Below are 13,066 nucleotides of genomic sequence, written 5' to 3' on the forward strand. Positions count from 1 at the left end.
ACATATCTACCTTTGTTATATAAAAATATGAACAACTAATTTTTCAGAATATGGCAAAAATAGCAAAACAGCTGACAGATTTAATCGGCAACACTCCTCTCCTGGAGTTATCAAGTTTCAATGCAAAAAAAGGAGCAAAAGCAAAATTGATTGGGAAACTGGAATATTTCAACCCAGCCGGTAGCGTAAAAGACCGTGTAGCATTAGCAATGATTGAAGACGCAGAAACGAAAGGACTCCTAAAGCCCGGAGCCACAATAATAGAGCCAACAAGTGGAAACACGGGAGTTGGATTAGCATTTGTATCTGCCTCAAAAGGATATAAACTAATCCTGACAATGCCTGAAACCATGAGCCTTGAACGACGTAATCTTTTAAAAGCTCTTGGGGCAAACCTGGTTTTAACACCAGGTTCTGAAGGCATGAAAGGAGCTATTGCCAAAGCGGAAGAACTACATAAAGAAAATCCGGACTCTATTATTTTACAGCAGTTTGAAAATCCGGCAAATCCGGCGAAGCATACACAGACTACCGCAGAAGAAATCTGGCGCGATACAGACGGCAAAGTTGATATTTTTGTTGCAGGAGTAGGCACAGGAGGAACAATCAGTGGAGTCGGAACAGGACTAAAAAAGCATAATCCAAACATTCGTATCGTAGCAGTAGAACCTAGCGACTCTCCTGTTCTTTCCGGTGGGAAACCCGGACCTCATAAGATACAAGGTATAGGCGCCGGTTTTATACCTAAGATTTATAATCCGGACGTTGTAGATCAAATCATACAAGTTGACAACAATGATGCTATTCGTACAAGTAGAGAATTATCTCAACAAGAAGGACTATTAGTAGGTATTTCATCCGGAGCTGCGGTATATGCCGCATTACAGTTAGCCCAGCTTCCCGAAAATTCGGGAAAAACAATTGTAACGTTATTACCTGATACGGGAGAAAGGTATTTGTCTACAGTGCTATACGCTTTTGACGAATATCCTTTATAAAAATAATAGCACATTGCAGAAGTTGTGGAAATATTACACACCTTTCCACAACTTCTACACCACAAACTTATACTTCACACAGACAACAACCCTCATACCTACTTAATAGACAGGATATTATATTTTTAATCAAATCCAGAAAGGCATGGCATCAATTTTGCAATTATATTTATAGTAAATCAAAAGGCAAACCTTTTATTATCATTCTATAGGAATCATCCGGCTTGAGAAAGTAGGATGATTTTCTACATATACCACAACACAAGAAGGGCAAAAAACCAGAGTTTTTATGAATGAAAAAGGAGAAGTAGTTTCATACTAATTTTTATATTTGCAGGAAACAAACGGTAAATGAAATACGGTGTACATAAACGGACTTTATTATTTATAGCAGGATTTGTATGGATCATTGCAGGGACAAATATTTTACGAATTGGTATTTTGACCTGGATAGATGATGCACAAAACCCGTTATTTAAAGTATGTGAAGCTATCATTGTGTTTTTGCTATTTTTCTATCTTGTATTCAAAAAACTATTTTATAAACACCGTGACCGCATAGCATTGAAAAAAGAAAAGAAGAATTGTCCCTTTTCCTTCTTTGATATCAAAGGATGGATAATCATGGCATTTATGATTACTTTCGGTATAACAATCCGGAAATTACAACTTCTTCCCAATTCTTTTATTTCCGTATTTTATACAGGACTATCTTCCGCATTAATCATTACAGGAATATTATTTATCATACAAGGATATAGAGCAAAGAAGAAATCTAATCAAATATAATATTCGGCAGAATCTATTATTCCGGCACGCAAAGCATATTTAGTTGCTTCATGAACGTTATTGATTTCGAGTTTCCGGAAAATATTTTTACGGTGAGTAGTTACAGTATGAACACTGGAAAAACGTTCTGCAGCAATCTCTTTTGTCGTTTTACCTGATGCTATTAATTTCAGTATTTCTTTTTCTGTTACAGTTAAAATTGGACGTTCTCCCAACTCTTTAGCGGGGAGCTTGCTTACTGACGAACCAGAAATACGATCGCTTATAAAACGCTGAGAAGTTAATGCTGAATGAATAGCTTTTTGAATCTCGTCTAACGCAGCATCCTTCATTACTATGCTGGCGGTTTCAGTACTAAAAAGGATCTTACGAATAAATTCTTCACTCAATTCATCACTAAATAACAACCAGTGGGAATGATTAAAACGGGTCTGTAAAATAATAAGTTCATCCACACCTGCCAAATCAAACAAGGTATAATCCAAAACAATAACGGCATCCGGATATATAGACAGCAAACGCAATAGTTGCTTATTGTCTTCCGCTTCCAATATGGAATCTATGCCAGGTATCCTCTCACATATATATAAAATACCGGCACGGGTAATATCTTGATTATCCGCTAAAATTATTGTTTTCATTTAACAGAATCCAGAGCTTGCCTGATATCATTATACAAATCGTCTATCGATTCCAAGCCAACCGACAAACGTATGGTTTGCTGACTTATATCCATCGCTTTCCGTTGCTCTTCGGTAAATCCCCCGTATATAGTACTTGCCGGATGAATTGCCAGTGTTTTATTATCAAACAAATTAGTTGCACGACGTATTAATTTAAGCTTATTCATAAAAGCAAAACATACTTCACGAGAAGCCAAATCAAACGTTAACATCGCTCCCGGATAAATACCGAACTGCGTTGTACTTATAGTGTAAAACGGATTATTTTCCAGTCCTGTATAATTTACAGATTCTATCCCTGCCAACTTCTGAAGGCATTTTGCCAGTTCCAGGCAAGTTGAAGCCTGATGGTTAAAACGAACCTGCATCGTTTCGAGCCCCAAAGTCTGCATGTAAGCTACCTGAGGAGTCATATATGCACCCAGATTCCGATGAATTTCTTTACGCATACGTGCTGTAAAAGCATTGCTTCCAAACTGTTCATACCAATGTTTCAACGGTATGGAATGGCTCCAGTCTGCAGTTCCATAATCAATAATCAATCCTCCAATACTAGTTGCCCCGCCTGAAATATATTTTGTACTAGATATTATTTCTATGTCCACACCAAAATCTGAAGCATGAAATACAGAAAATGGGACAACTGTAGTATCAGCAATCAGAGGTATTCTAAATTCTTTACCTATAAAAGAAAGCATCCGGAGATCGGCCACTTCCAATTGAGGATTGGTAATTACTTCAAGAAAGATTGCACAGGTATTCAAATCAACATTATCACGAACCTCTTCTTCATTCGTCAGATCACAAAACCGCGTTTCTACACCAAACGCAGCCAATGTGTTTTTCATCAATGAAAACGTATTGCCAAACAAATGAGGAGAAGTTACAATATTTCCTCCTGCATGAGTAAGCGCTATCAGAGTATTTGTAATTGCCGCCATTCCTGAATTCAAAGCTGTAACACTCACTGCATTAGTAATTGCACGTACGCGATCTTCAAAGTATTGGACCGTAGGATTTGTTATTCGGGAATAAGCGTGGTCTGTCGTATGTCCACAGAAAGCAGCTTCCATTGCTTCCGCCGTCTCAAATTCATAAGCTGCCGTATTATAAACCGGCATTGACAATGCTCCATAGATATCAGGTTTCTGATATGGAGTATGAAGCACTCGTGCTTCAAAGCTAAAATCTTCCATGAATCTAATTTTATCGCTTTTTTACTCTTGTTTCTGCAAAAATATCAATCATTTACATTACAGAAAAATAAATAACCATCATTTTAATCTTAATCAAACCAATATTTTAATTTTACATTTTAATAAACACATATATTTTGAATTTATTCTGATTAGCCTATCATGATTCCATTTGATATTCATTATATTTGCGGGCCAACTAATCAGAGAAATGACAAACGCTGCTTCATGACACGATTTTTACATAAAAACATCTTTCTATTATTATTTATCTGCCTATTTCAAAAACAACTTTTCTCCATTTGCATACGCAGAAATATTTAACAATACCGGTTATAACGGTCGAATGAATACTGATCGAATACGTTTCTCTACCGGAAGCGATTATAAATTAAACAATTACAAACATGCAATAGGTATTACATATTCCCACCATTTCTAAAAAAATGCCTATCTTTGCAATCCCGAGTGCTTGATTAACCTCGTTAAAAACAAGAGAGATGCAAAAAACAGTTACAATATCATTCATGCTGCTAGGTATCTTATTCAATATTTGCCTTGTAGCGTCCAACCTTTTAGAAACAAAAGTCGTACAGGTAGCAGGTATTACTGCTACGGCAGGATTAATCGTTTTCCCAATATCCTATATTATTAATGATTGTATTGCAGAAGTTTGGGGATTCAAAAAAGCACGTTTGATTATCTGGAGCGGGTTTGCTTCCAATTTTCTGGTGATCGGACTTGCACAACTTGCCGTAATGCTTCCCGCTGCACCTTTTTGGGAAGGAGAAGAAGGATTCAATTTTGTATTTGGAATGGCACCTCGCATTGCAATAGCAAGTTTGATTGCTTTCCTTATCGGTTCCTTTTTAAATGCTTATGTAATGAGCAAAATGAAAATTGCTTCACAAGGGAAGCATTTTTCTCTACGCGCAATAGTTTCCACACTAGCCGGCGAAAGTGCTGATTCACTTATTTTCTTTCCTATTGCTTTCGGAGGTTTAATTCCTACAAGTGAGCTGTTAATAATGATTGCTACACAAGCAGTACTAAAATCATTATATGAAGTAATAATACTTCCCGTCACCATCCGAGTAGTAAAATACATCAAGAAGGTAGACGGGAATGATGTGTACGATGTAGGGACTTCGTACAATATATTGAGGGTAAAGGATATTTAATTCCCTTCAAAATCAATGTTCTCAGTTTTTTCATTCCAATTGGCAACTTCAAAGCCCATTGGAACCGCTTTCTTCATCAAATATTCCCCCAATAGCGGCAGTAAGTGCCAAACGTGTCCTTAATTATACTCACCTACCCGAAGTTTTATAAAATATTATCCCGAACAATAGCTCCTGTCGACACCGTATAAAGGGCATAGGAGATAATTCATCTTTTTGAACAACTCCCCAACATAGCAGGCAATAGTAATAACAGAACTAATAACTTTTTCATATCACGAATATCAATCGGTTTTAAATTGATGTCTATAAAACAGATGATAACCGTATTAGTTCTGATTGAAAAGTTAAAAGTTTAATTATTAATAAAACAAATGAGACCAATCTTCGCGGGGCTGTACTGTATATGCCCGTATACGCATCGCTTCAGCTGTACGGCAATTGGGTAATGCATCATCAATCAACAAAGTTTCTTCTGAACGAATAGCGGCATCATTAAGGACATATTCAAAAATATCAGTATTGGGCTTTAGCATGTGCAGTTCATAGGAAAGATATATCTTATTGAAAAAATCACCGGCCTGTAATCCTTTATAAGTAAACCATTTTTGGGCAATCCATTTCCAATGAATTTCATTGGTATTACTAAGCAACATCGTATTGTATTTTTCCCGAAGTTTCAATAACAGATCAAGCTTATATTCGGGCACATCTCCCAACATGGCAATCCAGGCTTCATCTATTTGCCGATCTGTAAGATTTTTTTTAGCTAAATCACGAATACCATCCCTAAAGTCAGCCGGAGAAATATAGCCTAACTCCAGTTTCATAAAAAGATCTTTGTGCTGAAAATTATTTACGATATTTTCCCGGACATTACTTACTCCCAGTTGTTCAAAAGCCTCGATACAGCGATTGCGCGTCAAATTAATAATAACTCCGCCTAAATCTATGATTATATTTTTAATACCATCCATAATGTTCTTTATTTATACCAACGTTTACGACGTCTGCGATGACGCTGTTTCTGCTTATATTTCCGTATCTTACGAATCACGATCCATACAAAAAGTAGCCCGAATACCGTAAATATCAACAAGAGAATGCCCGTATTCAAATTATCTCCTTTAACGCGGCTCCACATTTCCAATACAAGTTCTGTTTCATCTCCGAAGTCACGGATCATTGCGCATCGCTCTACTATTTTTTGATCAGGATATTGGACTAAATTAATCTGTATGCTATCCGCACCAGCTCCAAAAAAATAGCTCAGATTTGAATATTGTGTAATTGTCGTATCAATTTTAGCTTCCAGTATTTCGGGGGTAGCAACAGCACTAACGTAGCCTATTGCATCCATATTTTTCAAAGCAATATCCGGTTGACAAATATAATCAATAAAATAACTGGCTGCCTTTACGTTACATGCGTATTTCGGAATAACCCAGCCGTCATACCATATATTACTTCCCTCCTGCGGAACTTCATATCCAAGATTCACACCAACAGCAGCCGCTTCTTCCATAGCCCAGACTGCATCACCGCTCCAGGTAAGATTCATCCAGGCTTTGTTCTTAGTCATCATTTCTTTTCCAAAATCTGCTTCCCAGCCGGCAATATTCGGTTTCATCAATTTCAAATACTTTTCAGCCAAAGCGATTGCTTCAGGCGAATTGTCATTCATCAACTGTTCAACAGAAACTTTGCCTTCTGCCAATTTGTTGGTATGGGCATATATAATGGCTGTTCCGTAAGCATCCCGATAGCTATCTTTCATCAGGATTTTTCCCTTATATTCAGGATTCCACAAACAATCCCACGTCATAACCTCTTCACGAGAGATGAAATTTTCATTATAAAGCAATCCGGTTGTGCCCCACATATAAGCTACGACATAATTTGTAGCTACACGTCCGGGCTGGCTCAGTTTATTCAATTGCTCTTTTATATAAGGAGATATGTTATTTATATAATCGGGAGTCTTACCAAAGTTTCGATCTATCGGGAGCAATAAATCTTTTTTCAACATCCGTTCAATAATATATTCGGAAGGGCAAACCAAATCAAAGTCTTCATGTCCACGTTCAATTTTGGTAAGCATGATTTCATTAATATCGAAAACCTGATAGATAACTTTTATATCTTCACCCGTCTGTTCTTTATACCATTTCGGGAAATTATTCAATACATCCTCATCTATATAATCTGCCCAATTATATATTTTCAATATTTTATTACGTTCTTCCTTTGTTCTGGAACATGAAGAAAGCAAACCAATCAAAAAGGTTAACAGGCATAAGAATCTTAAAATTTTACTCATTTTATTTATCTGGCTTTTGCTTTTTCAGCCCGTTTATTTATAATAATCAATAATACTAACACTGTAACGAAGATAATAGTTGATAAAGGACGAAGCTCAGGTGTCAGCCCTCCTTTACGGGCATCTGCATAAATAAAGGTAGACAACGTTTCTAATCCTTCATTTCCTATAGTAAAAATAGTTACGGCAAAATCATCAATCGATAAAGTGAATGCCAAAATAAATCCGCTAATCATACCCGGCCGTATTTCAGGAAAAATAACTTTGCGTAACGCCTGAAAAGGTGTTGCCCCCAAATCCAGTGCGGCTTCATACACATTCGGATTCATTTTCTTTAAACGGGGCATCACACTTAATACCACATAAGGGGTACAAAAAGTAATATGGGCAAGAAGTACGGTTGTAAATCCCTGAGAAATCCCGAAACTCACAAACAGTAAAAACAAAGATATACCTGTGATAATATCTGCATTCATCATCGGTATTGCATTTACAAAACTAACAACCTGGCGAGTACGCGAACGCAGATTGAAAATGCCAATGGCTGCTACACTTCCCAACAACGTCGATATAATGGCCGCCAGCATAGCTATCGCAAATGTCGTCCACAAAGCACCAATTAATGAATGTTGCACATTGCCTGCAAACAAAGAGCTATACAACTTAGTAGAAAAACCTGTCCAGTTTCCTAATACTTTGGCTTCCGTAAAAGAGAATATCATTATAATCAATATCGGAGCATAAAGCAATACGAGAAGCAACCATAAATAAGTCTTCGCTATAAATTTCGCCATCATATCACACCTCCTTCATTTGATGTGTCATCGCTATCATTGCTGAATAAAATAGTGACTCCTATCAATATCAACATAATTAAAGAAAGAGCAGCACCATAATTCCACATTCCATTATTAATATTTTCCTGTACTGTTGTTCCGAAGAGTTTGATGTTATTCATTGTAAGCAACTCGGCAATAGCAAAAGTGGAAACAGTTGGCATAAATACCATAACCACGCCACTCATTACTCCGGGCATTGACAATGGAAAGATAGTTTTAATAAAAACCTGGAGAGGATTTGCCCCTAAATCCTGTGCCGCCTCAACTAAGCTGGAATCCATTTTTTGGAGCGTATTATAAATCGGATAAATCATAAACGGGAGAAAATTATAAACCATACCGAATATCAGAGCACCTTCTCCCAAAGGGAAATCAAGAAAATCGAACAATGCAACAGTAGCCAATGTACGAATCAGTATATTTACCCACATAGGAAGGATAAACAGCATGACCATAGTACGGGATGTATTAAACCGCGCCTGGCTTAATATATAAGCAGCCGGATATCCCAGAATAAGGCAGATTAACGTTGTTATTATAGCAATCCCTATCGAATAAACGAATGTATTTATAGCTTCCGGGTGCATCATAAACTTCCTGAAATTGGCAAAAGTGAAAGCACCATCCGCATTCGTAAACGCATAAATTAGAATCAGGAGCAGCGGCATTACCACAAAAATGGCAAGAAAAACAGCATATGGAATCGTCCAATTCCTGCGCCGCATAAAAAAAGCTGAGAATTTAGTAATCACATCCTTTCCTTTTTATCAATGAATGATTCGTATATTTTCAGGGGCTATAGTAATACCTACCCGGTCTCCGTCGTCCCATACATCATTTGTATCTACAAAAATATTTTCATCCCAATCCGTAAAAACAGTCAGATGATAATGGTTTCCTTTATATAAGATAAATTTCACCTCGCCGGTCAGCTTTCCGTCTTCTTCATTATCCTCCAGAATAACGTGCTCAAAATTCACCTCAACCTTAACCGGTGTTTCCGGATCGATATCTTTCACTTCCTTACATTCAAACACACATCCCAAAAACTCCACATGGGTAGCATCAACCAATTTTCCTTCAAATGTATTGCAAGTGCGTTCTTTCTTCATAACATGAATATCGAATGGCTTCACCAGCAACCCTACTTCCATGCCTGTATCGAAACAATGGTAGTCCTGTACCATAAATTCATATCCATTCGGTGTTTGAACCATCATTTCATAGTGAACACCTTTGAAGATCGAAGAAGTTACCGTACCTGTCAGCATTGCGGCCTCCGAGGGTTCAAAAATATAAATATCTTCGGGCCGGATAACCACATCGACAGGAACATTATCTCCAAAGCCTTCATCAACACATTCAAACTCGCGCCCGGCAAACGTAACAAGTTTGTCCTTTACCATCAAACCATTTAGCACATTACTTTCTCCAATGAAATCTGCAACAAACGAATTTATCGGTTCATTGTATATATCGATCGGTGTACCAATCTGTTGAATCTTCCCTTCGCTCATGACAACAATAGTGTCACTGAGTGTCAAAGCTTCTTCCTGATCATGCGTCACATATACGAACGTAATACCTAAAGATTTGTGCATCTCCTTCAACTCCATTTGCATATCCTTGCGCATTTTCAGATCCAAGGCAGCCAATGGTTCATCCAGCAAAAGCACTTCCGGCTCATTCACAATTGCACGCGCTATAGCCACACGTTGCTGTTGTCCACCGGAAAGAGAATCTACATCCCTGTATTCATAATCCGTCATCCCCACCATCTTTAAGGCTTGCTTTACCTTTTTGGTTATGGTAGCAGACGGCATTTTTTTAAGTTTCAATCCGAAGGCAATGTTGTTAAAAACATTAAGATGCGGGAAAAGTGCATATTTTTGAAATACGGTATTGACAGGGCGCTTATGAGGGGGTGTTTGTGTAATATCTTTTCCAGCAATGGATATTTCGCCTTCCGACGCTGTCTGAAACCCGGCAATCAAACGTAAAAGAGTAGTTTTACCACAACCCGAGGGTCCTAATATAGTAACGAACTCGCCCTTGCGAACAAACAAATTTACATCATTCAGTACAGCCTTATCTCCAAAATATTTATAGACATGTTCGATACCAATAATGCAGTCGGACTTTTGCATAAATCTATCCTTAATTCTATCAAATTAAACAATCAACCGTTCATTTATTATAAGCGGGACAAAGGTACACAATTTGAAGGATAATCAAACACACCTTCCGTTATCTGAAGATTGTACCAACGTAGTTTTGTTAGTTTAATCCTCCTGCCTTCCACATATCAAGCAGAAGTTCGTAAGAACCGTATATACAAAAAGAACCTTTCCGAAATCGCCCGTACCGCCATCACTGCCTGTTTATTGAAGGTTTAATGCGTTCGTTATAGTTATGTTAACGGAGAAAACAAAACAGAACAATTCCTACTTTTAAATGTTATGAAATAAATCTAAACAAGAATATTATGTACGTATATTTACGCAAATGGTGTTATGCCATACTCTGCCTTCTTTCGCCTGTTTTACTTTCCGCCCAGAACGGACAGAAGTATCTTGAACGGGCACTTCCCCAGACTTGGCAAGAAAACAGCGACGATTTCCAACAAACATTACCTGTAGACGACCATTGGTGGAGCAACTTCAACGATCCGCTACTCGATTCCCTGATAGCTGTCGCCATAAAACAGAATTATTCTGTTCAAATGGCTGCCGACCGTATTGCCATGGCAAAAGCCAACCTTCGCATACAACAAGGCAGTTACTCACCAACACTAGGTTTAAATGCAGGATGGACGCGACAACAAAGCAGTGGCAATACCACACAACTGCCTCAATCCGTCACTCAATATACGGATGCATCGCTTAATATGAATTGGGAAATTGATGTCTTCGGCAGTATCCGCAACAGGGTAAAAGCCCAAAAAGAAAACTTTGCCGCTTCAAAAGAAGAATACAATGCTGTTATGGTCTCCCTCTGCGCTCAGGTTGCATCCGCTTATATTAACCTACGGGAACTGCAACAAGAATTGGAAGTCGTAAACAAAAACTGTGAATCCCAACTGGCCGTAGTGAAAATAACAGAAAAAAGATTTGAGACCGGACTTGTTTCAAAACTCGATGTTGCACAAGCTCTATCCGTATATTACGACACAAAATCATCCGTCCCGATGCTGGAAGCCGGAATCATTCAATACACCAACTCCCTTGGAGTTTTAATGGGACTTTATCCATGGGATGTGCGTAAAATAATAGAAACCCAACAACCATTACCCGAATATATCGAACCTGTGGGGGTCGGCATTCCTGCCAATCTATTATTACGCAGGCCGGATATTCGTTCTGCCGAACGGCAGGTCAACGCATACGCGGCTTCGTTAGGAGCATCCAAATCGGATTGGTGGCCCCAGATATTCGTTAAAGGCTCCGTGGGCTTTGCATCTCATGACATCGACAAAATTGCAAACCATAATAGCTTGACTTATGAAATAGCCCCTACCCTTACCTGGAATTTTTTCCAGGGAACAAAGCTGATGCAAGCCACCCGGCTGGCAAAAGCCCAATTGGACGAATCCGTACGCCAGTTTAACGAGACGGTTTTAACTTCCGTACAGGAAGTCGATAATGCAATGAGCGCATACAAGAATTCCATCAAACAGATTGTTGCCTTACGGGAAGTAGTAAACCAAGGGAAAGAGACATTGACTCTATCACTTGACTTATATAAACAAGGACTCAGCCCTTTCCAAAATGTACTTGATGCACAGCGCTCTCTGCTTTCATACGAAAATGCCCTCACACAGGCAAAAGGAAATTCACTGCTCAGCCTTATTCAGCTCTACCAGGCATTAGGCGGAGGATGGAGCGAAAGTAATAATTGAACTGAAAACTAATTATTGACAATATAAATATAAAGCACAATGAATACGATTATTAAATATAGCTTTACAATAGTAACCCTTTTATTGCTGGCCGCTTGTAAAGGAAAAAACAGTCACCCTGTGGAGATGCCAGTTCCTTCCATTAGCGTAGCGACTCCCGAAATACGGGACATTACACTGACAAAAGACTATCCGGGCTATTTAACATCCGAACTCATGGTCAATCTTGTTGCCCGTGTAAACGGATATTTACAAACCTCTTATCTTAAACCGGGGCAAAAAGTAAAAAAAGGAGATTTAATATATATCATTGAACCGGACATTTACAAAAACAATGTTCAACAGGCAGAAGCTTCTTTAAAAACGACCCAGGCACAGCTAACTTATGCTCAAAATAATTACAAGAGAATGAAAGAAGCCGTAAAGAGCGGAGCTGTAAGCCAGATTCAAGTATTACAAGCACAATCAACCGTATCGGAAGCAGAAGCATCGGTCAAGAATGCCGAAGCTGAACTAAATACGGCGCAAAAAAATTTAAGTTATTGCTATATACGTGCACCATTCAACGGAAGTGTAACAAGGGGAAAATATGATATCGGTAATTACATTAACGGTTCCTTGCAACCCGTAACATTGGCAACTATCTATAAAGACGACCTTATGTATGCCAACTTCAATATTGAAGACAATCAACTTATGAAAATGCTTATGCTAAATGCCCGGAGCGACGAAGGAAAAGTAAAACTACCTAAAGAAATCACAGTCCATCTGGGAAAAGACGGCAAACAAAGCTATATAGGAAGACTGGATTATTTATCCCCGAATGTAGATTTATCGACAGGTACATTAAATGTCCGTGCAAACCTGGACAATCCCGAAGGCTTATTAAAAAGCGGACTTTATGTAACGATCACATTACCTTATGCCGAAGAGAAACAAGCAATTTTAGTACAAGATGCTTCCATAGGTACAGACCAGTTAGGAAAATACCTTTATATCGTTAATGATTCCAACATAGTTAAATACCGTCATATTGAACCCGGACAACTGATAAACGACACTCTAAGGCAGGTTATCAGTGGCATTCAACCTAACGAACGTTATGTCACAACAGCCTTGTTAAAGGTAAGAGATGGTATGACTATTAAGCCCATAAAATAAA

12 protein-coding genes are annotated in these 13,066 nt (G+C 38.3%); 5 read left to right on the plus strand and 7 right to left on the minus strand.

Annotated elements, in window-relative coordinates; all coding sequences use genetic code 11:
- Window positions 1-50 precede the first annotated feature (50 nt).
- Complete coding sequence (cysK, locus tag C4S38_RS00440) at window positions 51-998, plus strand: cysteine synthase A (protein WP_103982081.1); 948 nt, start codon at window positions 51-53, stop codon at window positions 996-998.
- A gap of 351 nt (window positions 999-1,349) precedes the next feature.
- Complete coding sequence (locus C4S38_RS00445; RefSeq protein ID WP_103982082.1) at window positions 1,350-1,787, plus strand: hypothetical protein; 438 nt, start codon at window positions 1,350-1,352, stop codon at window positions 1,785-1,787.
- On the opposite strand, the gene C4S38_RS00450 is transcribed toward C4S38_RS00445, so the two are convergent.
- Together C4S38_RS00450 and C4S38_RS00455 are read right to left on the minus strand one after the other, a co-directional pair.
- Window positions 1,778-2,428, minus strand: coding sequence for a response regulator transcription factor (locus C4S38_RS00450; RefSeq protein ID WP_103982083.1), 651 nt, complete (start codon window positions 2,426-2,428; stop codon window positions 1,778-1,780). The genes C4S38_RS00445 and C4S38_RS00450 overlap by 10 nt on opposite strands.
- Window positions 2,425-3,666 carry a PLP-dependent transferase gene (locus tag C4S38_RS00455; RefSeq protein WP_103982084.1) on the minus strand — a complete coding sequence of 414 codons (1,242 nt, stop codon included), beginning with the start codon at window positions 3,664-3,666 and terminating at the stop codon, window positions 2,425-2,427. The genes C4S38_RS00450 and C4S38_RS00455 overlap by 4 nt, the downstream gene beginning before the upstream one ends.
- Before the next feature lie 500 nt (window positions 3,667-4,166).
- On the opposite strand from C4S38_RS00455, the gene C4S38_RS00465 reads away from it, so the two are divergent.
- Complete coding sequence (locus C4S38_RS00465) at window positions 4,167-4,847, plus strand: queuosine precursor transporter (protein WP_099465447.1); 681 nt, start codon at window positions 4,167-4,169, stop codon at window positions 4,845-4,847.
- Between the two features lie 362 nt (window positions 4,848-5,209).
- On the opposite strand, the gene C4S38_RS00470 is transcribed toward C4S38_RS00465, so the two are convergent.
- Genes C4S38_RS00470 through potA form a run of 5 tightly spaced genes read right to left on the minus strand, consistent with a single transcriptional unit; the run spans window position 5,210 to window position 10,153 of the window.
- Entirely contained in the window at window positions 5,210-5,824 is a 615-nt protein-coding gene (locus C4S38_RS00470; protein WP_103982085.1) for an HAD family hydrolase, read from the minus strand.
- Window positions 5,825-5,832: 8 nt separating this feature from the next.
- Window positions 5,833-7,167: an ABC transporter substrate-binding protein gene (locus C4S38_RS00475; protein WP_103982086.1), complete on the minus strand. Its 1,335-nt coding sequence runs from the start codon at window positions 7,165-7,167 to the stop codon at window positions 5,833-5,835.
- Window positions 7,168-7,172: 5 nt separating this feature from the next.
- Entirely contained in the window at window positions 7,173-7,961 is a 789-nt protein-coding gene (locus C4S38_RS00480; RefSeq protein ID WP_394340836.1) for an ABC transporter permease, read from the minus strand.
- A complete protein-coding gene (locus C4S38_RS00485) occupies window positions 7,961-8,731 on the minus strand; it encodes an ABC transporter permease (RefSeq protein ID WP_103982088.1) in 771 nt (256 codons plus the stop codon). The genes C4S38_RS00480 and C4S38_RS00485 overlap by 1 nt, the downstream gene beginning before the upstream one ends.
- A 42-nt stretch (window positions 8,732-8,773) precedes the next feature.
- Window positions 8,774-10,153, minus strand: a complete 1,380-nt coding sequence (gene potA / locus C4S38_RS00490; RefSeq protein WP_103982089.1) for a polyamine ABC transporter ATP-binding protein — start codon at window positions 10,151-10,153, stop codon at window positions 8,774-8,776.
- Window positions 10,154-10,491: 338 nt separating this feature from the next.
- On the opposite strand from potA, the gene C4S38_RS00495 reads away from it, so the two are divergent.
- Entirely contained in the window at window positions 10,492-11,904 is a 1,413-nt protein-coding gene (locus C4S38_RS00495) for an efflux transporter outer membrane subunit (protein ID WP_103982090.1), read from the plus strand.
- Between the two features lie 39 nt (window positions 11,905-11,943).
- Entirely contained in the window at window positions 11,944-13,065 is a 1,122-nt protein-coding gene (locus C4S38_RS00500; protein WP_103982091.1) for an efflux RND transporter periplasmic adaptor subunit, read from the plus strand.
- Window position 13,066: the final 1 nt, after the last annotated feature.

Origin of the sequence: Parabacteroides chinchillae, from assembly GCF_900108035.1 — a bacterium.
Taxonomy (GTDB): domain Bacteria; phylum Bacteroidota; class Bacteroidia; order Bacteroidales; family Tannerellaceae; genus Parabacteroides; species Parabacteroides chinchillae.